Source organism: Streptomyces sp. NPDC057694 (genome assembly GCF_042799415.1).
GTDB lineage: Bacteria > Actinomycetota > Actinomycetes > Streptomycetales > Streptomycetaceae > Streptomyces.
The window spans coordinates 41057-57223 of record NZ_JBHVIX010000040.1 but is presented as its reverse complement, the minus strand read 5'-3'; the positions used below and the strand labels follow the sequence as shown (position 1 = coordinate 57223).

The 16167-nt window shown below is 70.6% G+C and carries 13 protein-coding genes; 12 read left to right on the top strand and 1 reads right to left on the bottom strand.

What is annotated here, in order from left to right; all coding sequences use genetic code 11:
- The 5 genes from ACFVDP_RS42040 to hutH all read left to right on the top strand — a co-directional run.
- The coding region (locus ACFVDP_RS42040) for a hypothetical protein (protein WP_383502582.1) at nucleotides 1-198 on the top strand (198 nt) is incomplete at its 5' end.
- A gap of 202 nt (nucleotides 199-400) precedes the next feature.
- Nucleotides 401-1522: an adenylate/guanylate cyclase domain-containing protein gene (locus ACFVDP_RS42035; RefSeq protein WP_383502579.1), complete on the top strand. Its 1122-nt coding sequence runs from the start codon at nucleotides 401-403 to the stop codon at nucleotides 1520-1522.
- 43 nt (nucleotides 1523-1565) lie between these two features.
- Nucleotides 1566-2372, top strand: coding sequence for an enoyl-CoA hydratase/isomerase family protein (locus tag ACFVDP_RS42030; protein ID WP_383502576.1), 807 nt, complete (start codon nucleotides 1566-1568; stop codon nucleotides 2370-2372).
- 235 nt (nucleotides 2373-2607) lie between these two features.
- The gene (locus ACFVDP_RS42025) at nucleotides 2608-3756 is read left to right on the top strand and encodes a diguanylate cyclase domain-containing protein (protein ID WP_383502573.1); all 1149 of its coding nucleotides are present in this window, start codon (nucleotides 2608-2610) and stop codon (nucleotides 3754-3756) included.
- A gap of 75 nt (nucleotides 3757-3831) precedes the next feature.
- A complete protein-coding gene (gene hutH, locus ACFVDP_RS42020; RefSeq protein ID WP_383502591.1) occupies nucleotides 3832-5370 on the top strand; it encodes a histidine ammonia-lyase in 1539 nt (512 codons plus the stop codon).
- 99 nt (nucleotides 5371-5469) lie between these two features.
- On the opposite strand, the gene ACFVDP_RS42015 is transcribed toward hutH, so the two are convergent.
- Nucleotides 5470-5751, bottom strand: a complete 282-nt coding sequence (locus ACFVDP_RS42015) for a hypothetical protein (RefSeq protein WP_383502570.1) — start codon at nucleotides 5749-5751, stop codon at nucleotides 5470-5472.
- Between the two features lie 109 nt (nucleotides 5752-5860).
- Between ACFVDP_RS42015 and ACFVDP_RS42010 the strand changes: the two genes are divergently transcribed.
- The 7 genes from ACFVDP_RS42010 to ACFVDP_RS41980 all read left to right on the top strand — a co-directional run bounded on the left by ACFVDP_RS42010 (nucleotide 5861) and on the right by ACFVDP_RS41980 (nucleotide 16021).
- Entirely contained in the window at nucleotides 5861-6199 is a 339-nt protein-coding gene (locus ACFVDP_RS42010) for a hypothetical protein (protein ID WP_383502565.1), read from the top strand.
- Nucleotides 6200-6450: 251 nt separating this feature from the next.
- Entirely contained in the window at nucleotides 6451-7719 is a 1269-nt protein-coding gene (locus ACFVDP_RS42005) for an Ig-like domain-containing protein (protein WP_383502562.1), read from the top strand.
- Nucleotides 7720-7879: 160 nt separating this feature from the next.
- Complete coding sequence (locus ACFVDP_RS42000) at nucleotides 7880-9364, top strand: ABC transporter permease (protein ID WP_383502559.1); 1485 nt, start codon at nucleotides 7880-7882, stop codon at nucleotides 9362-9364.
- 32 nt (nucleotides 9365-9396) lie between these two features.
- Nucleotides 9397-10083: an ABC transporter ATP-binding protein gene (locus ACFVDP_RS41995; protein ID WP_383502556.1), complete on the top strand. Its 687-nt coding sequence runs from the start codon at nucleotides 9397-9399 to the stop codon at nucleotides 10081-10083.
- 266 nt (nucleotides 10084-10349) lie between these two features.
- Complete coding sequence (locus ACFVDP_RS41990; RefSeq protein WP_383502553.1) at nucleotides 10350-11846, top strand: ABC transporter permease; 1497 nt, start codon at nucleotides 10350-10352, stop codon at nucleotides 11844-11846.
- Nucleotides 11847-11902: 56 nt separating this feature from the next.
- Nucleotides 11903-12589, top strand: a complete 687-nt coding sequence (locus ACFVDP_RS41985) for an ABC transporter ATP-binding protein (RefSeq protein ID WP_383502550.1) — start codon at nucleotides 11903-11905, stop codon at nucleotides 12587-12589.
- 102 nt (nucleotides 12590-12691) lie between these two features.
- A complete protein-coding gene (locus tag ACFVDP_RS41980; RefSeq protein WP_383502547.1) occupies nucleotides 12692-16021 on the top strand; it encodes a S8 family serine peptidase in 3330 nt (1109 codons plus the stop codon).
- Nucleotides 16022-16167: the final 146 nt, after the last annotated feature.

The following is a 16167-nucleotide window of genomic DNA, read 5'->3' as shown; positions in this document are numbered from 1 at the left end:
GTTCCCCGCGCCCCTGAGATGCGCACTTCGTGCGCCATCTCATCGGGAGGCTGCGCGCAGCGCATGCCTCAGGGGCGCGGGGAACTGCGCGACCAGCCACGACGAGACCCGCACCCGGCCACGAGGAAGAGCAGCGCGCAGCGCACGCTCCAGGGGCGCGGGGAACTGCGCGAGAAGCGGCCACCGGCCCGCGCGTGAAGAACTGCCCAGGGGCGCGGGGAACTGCGCGACCGGCCCCCACCGGAGCCGCGGACGAAGTGTGTGCCCCGAGCGGCCCGGGCGGCCCGCGCTGAGAAACACCCCGGGACCCGTTCCGCACGGAGTGACCTGGGGCACAAGGGCTGCCGTAGAGTTGAGCCCGGTCGATACCTGACCGCGGCAGATCGGAAGGGCAGCAGGCGTGACCGTCGACGACTCGGGCTCCGGCACGGGTGGCCAAGGCGACCCCGAGAAGTCGGAAGGGGCCGAGGAAAACACAGAGGATCCCCTCGCTCTGCGGCTCGAAGGGCTCATCCTCGGCGCCGAGCGCCGCTACACCCCGTTCCAGGCGGCCCGCAGCGCGGGCGTCTCCATGGAGCTGGCCTCACGCTTCTGGCGGGCCATGGGCTTCGCCGACATCGGCCAGGCCAAGGCGCTGACCGAGGCCGATGTCCTCGCGCTGCGCCGGCTCGCCGGTCTCGTCGAGGCGGGACTGCTGAGTGAGGCCATGGCGGTGCAGGTCGCCCGGTCCACGGGACAGACCACCGCGCGGCTCGCCGAGTGGCAGATCGATTCGTTCCTGGAAGGGCTCACCGAACCGCCCGAGCCGGGCATGACCCGTACCGAGGTCACGTATCCGCTGATGGAGCTGCTCCTGCCCGAGCTGGAGGAGTTCCTCGTCTACGTGTGGCGGCGGCAGCTCGCCGCGGCGACCGGGAGGGTCGTCCAGGCCGGGGACGACGAGGAGATGGTGGACCGGCGGCTCGCCGTGGGCTTCGCCGACCTGGTCGGGTTCACGCGGCTGACCCGGCGCATGGAGGAGGAGGAGCTCGGCGAACTCGTCGAGGCCTTCGAGACCACGGCCGCCGACCTGGTCGCCGCGCACGGCGGACGGCTCATCAAGACACTCGGCGACGAGGTGCTGTTCGCCGCCGACGACGCCGGGATCGCCGGGGAGATCGCGCTGCGGCTCATCGAGACGATGAGCAACGACGAGACCATGCCCGAGCTGCGCGTCGGCATGGCGTTCGGGACCGTGACGACCCGGATGGGCGATGTCTTCGGGACCACCGTGAACCTCGCGAGCCGGCTCACCTCGATAGCGCCCCGGGACAACGTGCTGGTGGACGGCGCCTTCGCCGAGGAACTGATCCGCACCGGCGACGCGCCGACGTCCGAGGCCGAGGCCGCCGTCGAGGCGCAGAAGGCCGAGCAGGACGGCCAGGACCCGCCGTCCTACCGGTTCGCGCTCCAGCCCATGTGGCAGCGGCCCGTACGTGGTCTGGGTGTCGTGGAGCCCTGGACGCTGACCCGGCGCAGCTGACACCCTCCGGTTAACGTCAGTTAACCGGAGGTGCGGGTCGGTCATGGGTGATGAGCAGCAGCGGTTCGGGGAGTTCGTCGGCGTCACGCGGCACGAGGGCGGCACCGTCGCCGAGTTGACGCTCGACCGGCCCAAGGCCATGAACGCCGTGTCCAGTGACATGGCCCGGTCCATCGGTGCCGCCTGCGAGGCGCTGGGCGGCGACGACGCCGTACGGGTCGTGGTCGTCACGTCCAGCCACGAGCGGGCCTTCTGCGTCGGCGCCGACCTGAAGGAGCGCAACTCCTTCTCGGACGCCGAGCTGGTGCGGCAGCGGCCCGTCGCGCGGGCCGCCTACACGGGCGTACTGGACCTGCCGATGCCCACGATCGCGGCCGTGCACGGGTTCGCGCTCGGCGGCGGCTTCGAGCTGGCGCTCGCCTGCGATCTGATCGTGGCCGACGCCACGGCCGTGGTCGGGCTGCCGGAGGTGTCCGTCGGGGTGATTCCCGGCGGTGGCGGTACGCAGCTGCTGCCGCGCCGGGTCGGGGCCGCGCGCGCCGCCGAGCTGATCTTCTCCGCGCGCCGGGTCGAGGCCGCCGAGGCCGCGGATCTCGGGCTCGTGGACCAGGTCGTGGGCGCCGGGCAGGACCGGGACGAGGCGCTTGCGCTGGCCGCGCGGATCGCCGCCAATTCGCCCGTCGGGCTGCGGGCCGCCAAGCGGGCGTTGCGGGTCGGGCACGGGCTCGATCTGCGGGCCGGGCTTGAGGTGGAGGATGCGGCGTGGCGGTCTGTGGCGTTCTCGGGGGACCGGGCCGAGGGGGTCGCCGCGTTCAATGAAAAGCGGGCGCCCAGGTGGCCCGGGGTCTGAGGTCCGTCCTCGGCTGCGGGCCGGTGGCCGCTTCTCGCGCAGTTCCCCGCGCCCCTGAGTGCGAGCTTCGCTAGCCCCAGCGGCGGTGGCCTCTTCTCGCGCCCCGCGGCGGAGCCGCTGATGGACACAGCCCCGCGCCCCTGGGGGCGAGCTTCGCTCGCCTCAGGGGCGCCGCACCCCTTGATCGGACGTACACAATTCACCGTAATGCCAGGAATGTACCTAACCTGGAGCAATGGGAGAGGATGTCCGGCTGCGGGCCGTCGTGATGCTCGCGCAGGGCATGGCGGCCGCGCAGTCCCCGCGGGAGTCCTGGCGGGCGGCCGCGCTCGGTGCCTGCCACGCGCTGTCGGGGAACTTCGCGGCGCTGTCGGTGTGGGAGCGCGAGCGCGGGCAGCTGCGGGTCCTCGTCAATGTGGGGGAGCGGGCGGCCGGTGAGGAGGAGTTCCCCGAGGGGGAGACCTATCCGGTGCACCAGTTCCCGGAGATCACCGAGTTCCTGCACGAGCGGTGGGCCGGCGGCGGCGAGCCCGACGCGTGGGTGGAGACCGCCGCGGGGCCGGTCGAGCGCGCCGGGTACTGCCATCAGCGGGTGGCCGCGCTGCGCCGCCGGGGGCGCGGGAGCTGTGTCGTCGCGCCGGTCGTGCTGCACGGGCGGGCGTGGGGCGAGCTGTATGTCGCACGGCCGCCCGGCGTGCCCGCCTTCGTGCCCGCGGACGCCGATCTCGCGACCGTACTGGCCTCCGTGGTGGCCGCCGGGCTCGCGCAGACCGAGCGCCTGGAGGAGGCGCGGCGTCTGGCCTTCACGGACGCGCTGACCGGCCTCGCGAACCGGCGGGCCGTCGACATACGCCTCGACCAGGCGGTGGAGCGGCACCGTGTGGAGGGCGCCGTGGTCAGCCTGGTCGTCTGCGATCTGAACGGGCTCAAGCGGGTCAACGACACCCTCGGGCACGCGATCGGGGACCGGCTCCTCGAACGGTTCGGGTCCGTCCTCTCGCTGTGCGGGGCGATGCTCCCCGGCGCGCTCGTGGCCCGGCTCGGCGGCGACGAGTTCTGCCTGCTGGCCGTCGGCCCGTCCGCCGACGAGGTGGTGCGGGTCGGGGACGAGGTCTGCTCGCGGGCGGCGGAGCTGGAGCTGGGCGAGGGGGTCGCGGTCGGCATCGCCTCGACCGGCGACCCGATCGGTGAGGTCAGGAGCGCGCGCCGGCTGTTCCGGCTCGCGGACGCCGCCCAGTACAAGGCCAAGGCGGCGCGGGCCGCGCGGCCGGTGGTCGCCGGGCGGGACGGCGGCCTCGACGATCCGGTCGTCCGGCTCGCCGACGCGCCGCCGCCGGTCACCGCCGACCGGGAGCGGCGCCGGATCCGGGGTCTCGATCAGTGAGCGATCAGTAAGGGTCTTTCCCGGAACTCGGTCGTGACATCCAGAGATTCACTGCGTACGCTCCTGAATATGGATATGCACACTGTGGTGGTCGGGGCGACCGGGGTCACCGCTGCCGATGTCGTCGCCGTCGCGCGCCGTGACGCCCGGATCGAACTCTCCGCCGAGGCCGTCGAGGCGCTCGCCGCGGCCCGCGAGATCGTCGACGCGCTCGCCGCGAAGCCCGAGCCGGTCTACGGCGTCTCCACCGGGTTCGGCGCCCTCGCCACCCGGCACATCAGCCCCGAGCTGCGCGCCCAGCTCCAGCGCAACATCGTGCGCTCGCACGCCGCCGGGATGGGGCCGCGCGTGGAGCGCGAAGTGGTGCGCGCCCTGATGTTCCTGCGCCTGAAGACCGTCTGCTCCGGGCGTACGGGCGTGCGGCCCGAGGTCGCCCAGACCATGGCGGACGTGCTCAACGCCGGGATCACCCCGGTCGTGCACGAGTTCGGCTCCCTGGGCTGCTCCGGCGACCTCGCCCCGCTCAGCCACTGCGCGCTCGCCCTCATGGGCGAGGGGGACGCCGAGGGCCCGGACGGGGTCGTCCGGCCCGCGGGCGAGCTGCTCGCCGAGCACGGCATCGCGCCGGTCGAGCTGCGCGAGAAGGAGGGGCTCGCGCTCCTCAACGGGACCGACGGCATGCTCGGCATGCTCGTCATGGCCCTCGACGACCTCGACACCCTCTACAAGTCCGCCGACATCACGGCCGCGCTGTCGATGGAGGCGCTGCTGGGGACGGACAAGGTCCTCGCCCCCGAGCTGCACGCCATCCGTCCGCACCCCGGGCAGGCCGCGTCCGCCGCCAACATGCTGGCCGTGCTGAAGGGCTCCGAGCTCACCGGTCACCACCAGGACGACGCGCCGCGCGTGCAGGACGCGTACTCCGTGCGGTGCGCTCCGCAGGTCGCCGGGGCCGGGCGGGACACCATGGCGCACGCACGGCTCGTCGCCGAGCGGGAGCTGGCCGCCGCCGTCGACAACCCCGTGGTGCTGCCCGACGGGCGCGTGGAGTCCAACGGCAACTTCCACGGTGCGCCGGTGGCCTACGTCCTCGACTTCCTCGCCATCGCCGCCGCCGACCTGGGCTCCATCGCCGAGCGGCGCACCGACCGGCTGCTCGACAAGAACCGCTCGCACGGGCTGCCGCCGTTCCTCGCGGACGACGCCGGGGTCGACTCGGGGCTCATGATCGCGCAGTACACGCAGGCCGCGCTGGTGAGCGAGCTGAAGCGGCTCGCCGTGCCGGCGTCGGCGGACTCGATCCCGTCCTCCGCGATGCAGGAGGACCATGTGTCCATGGGGTGGTCGGCGGCGCGCAAGCTGCGGACCGCTGTCGACAATCTGGCGCGGGTCGTCGCCGTGGAGCTGTACGCGGCCACGCGGGGTATCGAGCTGCGGGAGGGGTTGAGCCCTGCGCCGGCGTCCCGCGCGGTGATCGCTGCCGCTCGGGAGGCGGGGGTTCAGGGGCCCGGGCCGGATCGGTTCCTGGCGCCTGATCTTGCTGCTGCCGATGCGTTTGTGCGAAGTGGGGCGCTCGTGGGAGCCGTTGAAGGGGTGACCGGGGCGCTGGCCTAGGGCGTTCGCGCCCACGCGTCTGCCGTGGGCTGTTTCGTTCGCGGGTGCGGGTGGACTGTGGCTGGTCGCGCAGTTCCCCGCGCCCCTTGCGGGGCGCCCCTACTCGACCGTGCGCTCCCTGCGGACCGAGTAGGCGACGAAGGCTACGCCCAGGCCCAGGAAGACTGAGCCGCCTACGACGTAGGGGGTGGTGTCCACCGTTCCTGTGTCGGCCAGGTGGAGTTGGCTGTCGGACTGGGTGTCGACCGTGGCGGCGGTGCGCTGCTGGTCGGCGGTGGAGGTGTGCCCCGGGTTCGCGGTGGCGCTGGGGACGAACCACAGGGCGGCCAGGAGGGTCCCGGCGGCGGTGGCGGTGAACAGTGATCGGCGTGTGGCGGACACGGAAGCGATCCCCCTTGTGGCGCTGGCGAATTGGCCGTGTGGACCGATCCTAGTGACAGGGGCGGGTCACGGGAAAGTCACGGGGGTCGCGGGCCGTACGCTCCGCCTCATGAGTACTGATGAGACGTCACGCTTTGTTCGCCTGAAGGTGGAATTGGTCCTGGAGGTCGTCGACGGGGAGGCGCTGACCGGCGGCGCCCTCCAGCGGATCGCCGAGGACGAGCAGCTGCCGGAGCGGGAGCGGGAGCACGCGGAGAGCGCGGTGCAGGAGGACGAGGCGGAGGCCGTCGCGTACCTCGTGGACCCGTTCGACCTGGTCGGCGACGTGCCGGGCGCCGAACTCGTGCAGGCCTCCTGGTCCAGCGAACAGGTCGACTACGACCCCGATTCGCCGGATTGGGATCTCGACGAGGATGATGGCGGCCAGGACGGCGAAGAAGACGTGTAGCGGCTCGTGCGACGGAAACCCCGGGGCGGCGGCCGCCGCCCCGGGGTTTCGCCGTTCGTGACGGGGATCGAGGGGCTGCCGTTACCACGGGTGCATCGGTGGTCACCCCTTTTTCTACGTGGTGTCCCCCACATCGGGGCCGTTCGGGAACGGCCTGAAGCGGTCACTGCGTTATGTATGGGTAAGGGGAACCCCTGTGTTCTCCGAGATCTGTGTCGGGAACCTCCGGGAGATCCGGGAAATCGGCGACTATGGAGAAGCGTGTGATGACGGACGGTAAGCGGCGCAAGGGTCTGATGGCCGCGTCCGCCCTGCTCGGCGGTGTTCTGGTGCTCTCTGCGTGCAGCAGTGGTGACGACGGCGGCAGCGCCTCGTCGGGCAGCGGCAAGAAGTCGCAGGAGCAGGCCGACGAGGCCGCGGCGAAGAAGACGTCCGAGGCCGACATCAAGATCGCGCCGAAGGACGGCTCCGACAACGCGAGCATCAACAACGCCGCGAAGGTCTCCGTGACCAAGGGCACGCTCTCCGAGGTCACGATGACCACGGCCGACGGGACCGCGGTCGCCGGTCAGATAGCCGCGGACAAGAAGACCTGGAAGCCCACCAACCAGCTCGAGCGCGCCACCACGTACAAGATCGCCGCTGTGGCGAAGGACTCCGACGGTCGCGCCGCGCACGAGAACTCGCAGTTCACGACGGTCTCGCAGGCCAACAGCTTCATCGGCAACTTCACGCCGGAGGACGGTTCGACCGTCGGCGTCGGCATGCCCGTGTCGATCAACTTCGACAAGGCGATCACGAACAAGGCCGATGTGCAGTCCCACATCACCGTGTCGTCCAGCAGCGGCCAGGAGGTCGTCGGGCACTGGTTCAGCCCCAACCGCCTGGACTTCCGCCCCGAGGCCTACTGGAAGGGCGGCTCCACCGTCACCCTGAAGCTCGACCTCGACGGTGTCGAGGGCGCGAGCGGCGTGACCGGTGTGCAGCAGAAGACGGTCACCTTCAAGGTCGGGCGCAACCAGGTCTCCACGGTCGACGCCAAGACGAAGCAGATGACCGTCACCCGTGACGGCAAGGTCGTCAAGACCATCCCGATCTCCGCCGGCTCGCCGGAGAACAAGACGTACCAGGGCCAGATGGTGATCTCCGAGAAGTTCAAGGAGACCCGGATGAACGGCGCGACGGTCGGCTTCACGGACGACGACGGCAAGGGCGAGTACGACATCAAGGACGTGCCGCACGCGATGCGTCTGTCGAACTCCGGCACCTTCATCCACGGCAACTACTGGGGCGCCAAGTCCATCTTCGGCTCGGTGAACACCAGCCACGGCTGTGTCGGCCTCTCCGACGCCAAGGGGGCCAACGACTCCAGCACCCCGGGCGCCTGGTTCTACGACAACTCGATGGTCGGCGACGTCGTCGTCATCAAGAACACCGGCGACAAGACGGTCCAGCCGGACAACGGCCTCAACGGCTGGAACCTGAGCTGGGCGGACTGGAAGGCCGGCTCCGCCGCCTGAGCCACGGCTCCTTTCACCTGAGCCACGGCTTCTGTCGTGTGAACCCCGGTACACCCCGTGTACCGGGGTTCAGCGTATTCATGGTGTTTTTATCCGGCACTTATGAAGACCGCATGCAGCTCACAGCTCACTGCCAAGCAGCGTCCTTACTGTCCGGTCCATGTTCCTCACCTACCTCAGGCGTGAATTGAGGCGGCGCCGGAAGGCGGCGCTCGTCGTCGCCTCCGGGCTCGCGCTCGGCATCGCGCTGGTCATCACGGTCACGTCGGTCTCGGCCGGGATGAAGCAGGCCCAGAGCAAGGTTCTCGAATCGCTCTACGGGCTCGGCACCGACATGACGGTGACCAAGGCGGCCGAGGCGCCGTCGAAGTCCGGGGGAGACCGCCCCAACTTCAAGTTCGACGCCAAGGGTGACGACGACTCGACGCAGTCGACCGACCGCGTCATGACGTCCGGCGGCCAGACCCTCAAGTCGTTGCTGATCGGCGAGGTCGCCGAACAGAAGGGCGTCGACTCGGCGACCGGCGCGCTGACCCTCAGCGTCATGAAGGTCTCCGGCCAGTTCACCCAGGGCCAGGCCACCCAGAACAGCGGCTCCGGCTCCGCCGAGGGCGGCCCCGGTGGCGGCGGCCAGCAGGGCGGCGGCGAGGGCGGTGTGCAGGGCGGCGGCGCCAACTTCGACGTCAACTCGTACTCCGTGTACGGCATCGACGTCGCGCACCAAGGGCTCGGACCGCTCTCCACGATGGAGATCACCAAGGGACGCACGTTCAAGGCGGCCGAGACGAACGCCAAGGTGGCCGTCCTGTCGAAGTCGTACGCCAAGGAGAACTCCAAGGCCGTCGGCGGCACCCTCACCGTCAACAAGGTGAAGTACAAGATCATCGGCATCGCGCAGGCCGGGAGCAGCGACTCCACCGGGGACGTGTACCTGCCGCTGAAGCAGGCGCAGACGCTCGCCGACGCCAAGAACAAGGTCTCCACCATCTACGTGAAGGCCACCGACTCCCAGCAGATCGACACCGTCAAGGCGACGATCAAGAAGAACATCTCGGGGACCACCGTCACCACCTCCTCCGACCTCGCCGACACCGTCTCGGGTTCGCTGTCGACCGCCTCCGACCTCGCCTCCAGCGTGGGCAAGTGGCTGTCCGTCGTGGTGCTCGCCGCGGCCGTGGTCGTCGCCGCGCTGCTCACTTCGTCCGCGGTCTCGCGCCGGGTGCGGGAGTTCGGCACGCTCAAGGCGCTCGGCTGGAAGTCGGGCCGGGTGACCCGGCAGGTCGCCGGTGAGGCGATCGTCAACGGGCTCATCGGCGGTGTCCTCGGCATCGCCCTCGGCCTCGTCGCCGCGTACGCGGTCACGGCCTTCAGCCCGACCCTGACCGCGTCCCTCGGCTCCACCGGCGGCGGTGGCGGCGGCGGCATGGGCGGTCCCGGTGGCGGTGGTGGCGGTATGGGCGGTGGGCCCGGCGGCGGCTCGTCGGCCGCCAGCACCATCGACGTCGCGCTCTCCGCGCCGGTCAGCCTCTCCACGATCGCGCTCGCCGCGGTCCTGGCCATCGGCGGCGGCCTGATCGCCGGCGCGTTCGGCGGCTGGCGGGCCTCGCGCCTTCGCCCCGCGGACGCGCTGCGCCGCGTCGAGTAGCCCACCGCCCCTTCCCCCGACAGGAGTTCACCATGTACGAACTGCGCGGCGTGACCAAGCAGTACAAGCGCGGCAAAGAGACCGTCGACGCCCTGCGCGGTGTCGACCTCACCGTGGAGGACGGCGGCCGGCTCGTCATCCAGGGTCCGACCGGCGGCGGCAAGTCGACGCTGCTCCAGATGCTCGGCGGCCTCGACCGGCCCACCGCGGGCAGCGTCGAACTCGACGGCGTCGACCTGGCCAAGCTCTCCGAGGCGAAGCTGACCAAGGTCCGCGCCGAGTCCATCGGGTTCGTCTTCCAGTCCTTCAACCTCATTCCGACGCTGACCGCTCAGGAGAACGTGGAGACCGCGCTGGTCCCGCTGGGGCTGAAGGTCGCCGAGCGGCGGGAGCGGGCCGCCGAGGCGCTCAAGTCCGTCGGGCTCGGGGAGCGGTTGACCCATCTGCCGTCCGAGATGTCCGGTGGGCAGCAGCAGCGGGTCGCCATCGCGCGGGCGCTGGTGAAGAACCCGAAGGTGCTCCTTGCGGACGAGCCCACGGGGAACCTCGACGAGTCCATGCGCGACGAGATCATGGATGTACTCGAAGGGCTCTGGCGGGAGCACAACCTGACGTTCATCATGGTCACCCATGATTCGGCGCTGGCCAAGGCCGCGCCTCGGTTGGCCACCATCCGTAAGGGGCGGATCTCCGTCTCTGAGAACGTGGGCGCGGCCTAGTCGGCGTGCGGGTTGCGGGGCTCTGCCCCGGACCCCGCTCCTCAATCGCCGGAGGGGCTTGATGGGTGCCGCCGGAGGGGCTTGATGGGGGCTGGTGGGTCCTGTTTCTGCGGGTCTCATGTGGTTCTCATGCGGGCCTCACAGAACCCTTACAGCCGCTCAATACGGTTTCGCCGCAGCGGGAGCCGGGTCGTCCTACCGACGGCGCGGCTCCCGCTCATTCCTGTCAGCGCCCCTCGTCGGGGCTGTCATCGGGCGAGGCTTCGATGTTCTTCACCTACCTCAGGCGTGAATTGCGCCGCCGCAGAAAAGCGGCCCTGGTCGTCGCCTCCGGGCTGGCGCTGGGTATCGCGCTCGTCATCGTGGTCAGCTCGGTGTCCTCCGGCATGAACAAGGCGCAGGACAAGGTCCTGCAGTCCCTGTACGGCCTGGGGACCGACATGACCGTCACCAAGGCGGCGCCCGCCGCGACCGGTGACAACCAGCGCCCGAACTTCAAGTTCGACGCCAACGAGAACGGCTCGGACAAGGAGCAGTCCACCGACCGCGTCATGGCGCAGGGCTTCCAGACGCTCGCCTCCTCCACGGTCACCAAGGTCGCCGGGCAGCAGGGCGTCGCCGACACCGTCGGCGGGCTGAGCCTCCAAGTGACCAAGGTCAGCGGCCAGTTCACCCGCGGCCAGTTCAAGCAGGACCCCAGCAAGACCCAGCAGGGCCAGGGCGGCCCCGGCGGCCAGAACGGCGGCGGCTCCGGCGCGCCGCAGGGCCGCGTCGAGGGCGGCGGCGCCAACTTCGGCGTCAACTCCTACTCCGTGTACGGCACCGACGTCGCCAAGCAGAACCTCGGCCCGCTGACCACCTCGAAGATCAGCAAGGGCCGGACGTTCAAGACGTCCGAGACCGACGCCAAGGTGGCCGTGGCCGACGCCTCGTACGCCAAGGAGAAGAAGCTCGCCCTCGGTGACACCGTCACCATCAACAAGGTCAAGTTCAAGATCGTCGGGATCTCGACCGCCGACAGCGGCGATTCGTCCGCCAACCTCTACATCCCGCTGAAGCAGGCGCAGACCGTCGCCGACCTGAAGAACAAGGTGACGACGGTCTACGTCAAGGCGACCGACTCGCAGCAGATCGACTCGGTGAAGTCGGCCATCAGCAAGAACGTCTCGGGGACCACGGTCACCACCTCCGCGGACCTCGCCAAGACCGTCTCCGGCTCGCTGTCCACGGCCTCCTCGCTCGCCTCGAACGTCGGCAAGTGGCTGTCCATCGCGGTGCTCGTCGCCGCGTTCCTCGTCGCGGGCCTGCTCACCTCCTCGGCCGTCTCGCGCCGGGTGCGGGAGTTCGGCACGCTCAAGGCGCTCGGCTGGAAGTCCGGCCGGGTCACCCGCCAGGTCATCGGTGAGGCCGTCGTCAACGGGCTCATCGGCGGTGTCCTCGGCATCGCCGTCGGCCTGGCCGGCGCCTACGTGGTGACCGCGATCAGCCCGACCCTCAGCGCGTCCCTCGGCTCGACCGGCGGGGGCGGCGGTGGCGGCGGCTTCGGCGGTGGCGGCATGGGCGGCCCCGGTGGCGGCGGCCCCGGCGGCGGGCGGCAGGCCGCGAGCAAGACCCTCGACATCGCGCTCACCGCGCCGGTCTCCAGCACCACCATCGCCCTCGCGGTCGGCCTCGCCGTCGCGGGCGGTCTGATCGCCGGCGCGTTCGGCGGCTGGCGGGCCTCGCGCCTTCGCCCGGCGGACGCGCTGCGCCGCGTCGAGTAGCACCGCAGCCCTGCACGGCAGCGTCACCCACCCTTACGTACGGCAGGAGTTGCACCATGTATCAGCTCAGAGGCGTCACCAAGCAGTACCAGCGCGGCAAGGAGCGCATCGACGCGCTCGCCGGGGTCGACCTGACCATCGGCGACGGCGACCGACTCGTCATCCAGGGGCCGACCGGCGGCGGCAAGTCGACGCTGCTCCAGATGCTCGGCGGCCTCGACCGGCCCACCGCGGGCAGCGTCGAACTCGACGGCACCGACCTGGCCAAGCTCCCCGAGGCCCGGCTCACCAAGGTCCGCGCCGAGTCCATCGGATTCGTCTTCCAGTCCTTCAACCTCATCCCGACGCTCACCGCGCAGGAGAACGTGGAGACCGCGCTGGTCCCGCTCGGACTGAAGGTCGCCGAGCGGCGCGAACGGGCCGCCGAGGCGCTGAAGTCCGTCGGCCTCGGAGAGCGCCTGACGCACCTGCCGTCCGAGATGTCGGGCGGTCAGCAGCAGCGCGTCGCCATCGCCCGCGCGCTGGTGAAGAACCCCAAGGTGCTCCTCGCCGACGAGCCCACGGGCAACCTCGACGAGTCCATGCGCGACGAGATCATGGACGTGCTGGAGACCCAGTGGAAGGAGCACGGGCTCACTTTCATCATGGTCACCCACGACTCGGCGATCGCCCGCAAGGCGCCGCGGCTCGCGACGATCCGCAAGGGCAGGATCAAGGTCACCGAGAACGAAAAGGCCAAGTAAAGAAAGTCAGGCAACCTGTGAACCCCCTGAGCCATCTGTAGGCGCAGGGGGTTCCTTCTTCGACCCCCGGCAGCCGGTGAAATACCGTCCCCAGGGGGAAAGTTGCACAGACAGCCACATTCTCGGACGCGTCGGGCCGCGCTCGTCGCGGGCGCCGCCGCCGTCGCCGTGACGGCGGGCGTCGCCCTGCCGGCGCACTCCGCGCCCGCGGCCGCCGCGCACGCCGCTGCGGGGCAGCAGTTCAAGCCCAGGACGCACATCACGCTCATCACCGGCGACCGGGTCGCGGTGGACGCCAAGGGCAGGCCGGCCGGGGTGGAGCCGGCCGCGGGGCGCACGCACATACCCGTGCAGACCCGCACCGTCGGGGGACACACCTATGTGGTGCCCCTCGACGCACAGCGCCTGATCGCCGCCGGCAAGCTCGACCAGCGGCTCTTCGACATCACGGAGCTGTCCAAGGCGTCGTACAAGAAGGCGCAGAAGAACGGCCTCAAGGTCATCGTCGGCTACAAGGGCGCGGCGGCCGGCACCCGGGCCGAGGTGCGCGACGCCGGTGACACGACCGTGCGCCGCTCGCTCAAGGCGCTGAACGCGGACGCGCTCACCACACCGAAGACCGACGCGGTGAAGCTGTGGGACGCGGTCACCGACCAGGACGGCACCACCGCGTCCGGCGTCAGCCGCATCTGGCTCGACGGCATCCGCCGGGCGAGCCTCGACAAGTCCGTACCGCAGATCGGCGCGCCCACCGCCTGGGCCGCCGGATACGACGGCAAGGGCGTCAAGATCGCCGTGCTCGACACCGGCGTCGACGCCACGCACCCCGACCTGAAGGACCAGGTCGTCGAGTCGAAGAACTTCTCCACCGCGCCCGACGCCACCGACCACTTCGGCCACGGCACCCACGTCGCGTCCATCGCCGCCGGTACGGGCGCCAAGTCGGGCGGCAAGTACAAGGGCGTCGCCCCGGGCGCCAAGCTGCTCAACGGCAAGGTGCTCGACAACGACGGCTTCGGCGACGACTCCGGCATCCTCGCCGGCATGGAGTGGGCGGCCGCGCAGGGCGCCGACATCGTGAACCTGAGCCTGGGCGGCGGCGACACCCCCGAGATCGACCCCCTTGAGGCCGAGGTCAACAAGCTGTCGGCGGAGAAGGGCATCCTGTTCGCCATCGCGGCGGGCAACGAGGGCCCCAACTCCATCGGTTCGCCCGGCAGCGCCGACGCCGCGCTGACCGTCGGCGCCGTCGACGACAAGGACAAGCTCGCCGACTTCTCGTCCACCGGGCCGCGCGTCGGCGACGGCGGCATCAAGCCGGACGTGACCGCGCCGGGCGTCGACATCACGGCCGCCGCAGCGCCGGGCAGCGTCATCGCCCAGGAGGTCGGCGAGAAGCCGGCCGGCTACCTGACCATCTCCGGTACGTCGATGGCGACGCCGCACGTCGCCGGTGCCGCCGCGATCCTCAAGCAGCAGCACCCCGACTGGACGTACACCCAGCTCAAGGGTGCCCTGGTCGGCTCGGCCAAGGGCACCGCGGGGCTCACCCCGTTCCAGCAGGGCAGCGGCCGGATCCAGGTCGACAAGGCCATCGAGCAGACCGTGTTCGCCGACCCGGTCTCCGTGAGCTTCGGCGTCGCGCAGTGGCCGCACACCGACGACAAGCCCGTCACCAAGCAGGTCACGTACCGCAACACCGGCACGAAGGACGTCACCCTCGACCTCACGATCCAGGGCACGGGCCCCAAGGGGCAGCCGGCTCCCGCGGGCTTCTTCACCCTCGGCTCGACCGAGGTGACGGTCCCGGCGGGCGGCACCGCCTCGGCCGACGTGAGCGCCGACACCCGGCTCGGCGGCACCGCCGACGGCGCCTACTCGGCGTACATCACGGCGACCGGCGACGGACAGACCGTGCGCACGGCCGCCGCGGTGCAGCGCGAGATCGAGTCGTACGACGTGACGCTCAAGCACCTCGGACGCGACGGCAAGCCGCTGTCGACGTACCTGAGCGACCTCATCGGGTACACCGGCCTCGCCAAGGACCAGGTCTACTCGGCGCAGCCGAGCGACTCCGGCACCGTGACGCTGCGCGTGCCGCGCGGTGACTACCTGCTGGACGCGTGGCTCGCGAAGGACGTCGCCGAGTTCAAGGGCGGCGTCGACTGGTTCGTCCAGCCGAAGCTCAGCGTCACCAAGAACATCAGCCTCACCCTGGACGCCCGTAAGACCAAGAAGTCCGACATCACCGTGCCGGACGCGGCGGCGAAGCCGGTCAGCGCGAGCATCGCCTACGCGTACGACCCGGCGGAGATCGGCCTCGTGCTGCAACTCGGCTCGTTCGCGGACATCCGCGTGGCGGGCCTCGGCCCGGACGTGTCGAGCGGCCTGTCGCAGACCTGGTTCGGGCAGTGGCGCAAGGGCAGCGGCGCCGAGTACGACGTCGCGACCTCGGCCAAGGTCAAGCACCTCGTGGGCGACAAGTCCAAGCACTTCAAGAAGTCCGAACTCGCCACGGTGGCCAACACGCTGGGCGCCTCGACCGCCAAGAAGACCGGCGCCCTGCAGCCGGTGGGTGTGTTCGCCGACGACCTCGTCTTCGGCCTCCCCGTCGAGCAGAATCTGCCCGGCACCCGCACCCTGTACCTGTCGACGGCCGACAAGGTCCAGTGGACGTACGACTTCCTGCAGTTCGCGGGCAAGGACGCGGACGGCAACCTGATCCCCGATGCCTCCTACTCGCTCGGCAACCCGCAGACCTTCAAGGCGGGCAAGAAGTACGCGAAGACGTTCAACACGGCCGTCTTCGCGCCGCGCGTGGGCGGCGAGTACGGCCTCTTCCGCGACGGCAACGACATCTACGGCTACGTGCCGCTGTTCGCCGACGGCAAGACGCACGCGGGCTCCTCGGACTTCACCTCGGTGGCCACGACGCTGTACCGCAACGGCACCAAGGTCGGCTCGAACAAGGACCCGCTCTTCGGCGACGAGGCGTTCACCGTCCCGTCGGGCGACGCCGCGTACAAGCTGACGACGTCGGTGAAGCGCAGCGCCCGGGTGTCGGCGGCGTCCACGCGGATCGACGCGACCTGGACGTTCCGCTCGAAGAAGCCCGCCGACTACGCCCAGCTTCCGGCGTCCGGCGTGCGGTTCACCCCGGCGGTCGGCTCGGACAGCCGCGCCACGGCCAAGAAGACCCAGTCCGTCCCGGTCTCCGTCACCGGCTCGGCGGCCGGCTCCCAGCTCAAGTCGCTCTCCGTGTACGTCAGTTACGACGACGGCAAGAACTGGAAGAAGGTCTCCGTCAAGAGCGGCAAGGTCAGTGTGAAGAACCCGGCCAAGGGCAAGGGCATCGCGCTGCGCGCCAAGATCACCGACAAGAAGGGCAACACGTCGACGATCTCGATCTACAACGCGTACTACGGCAAGTGACGTAGCGCTCGACCATGGTGGCCCGCCCCGGTCCGTGGACCCGGGGGGGGGGGTCTTGGTTTTGTTTTGGGAAAGAAAAAAACAAAGAGCCGGGACACCCCCTTCCCCCCCCCCTAAACCCCCCCCCCCCCCCTCCCCCCCCCCCG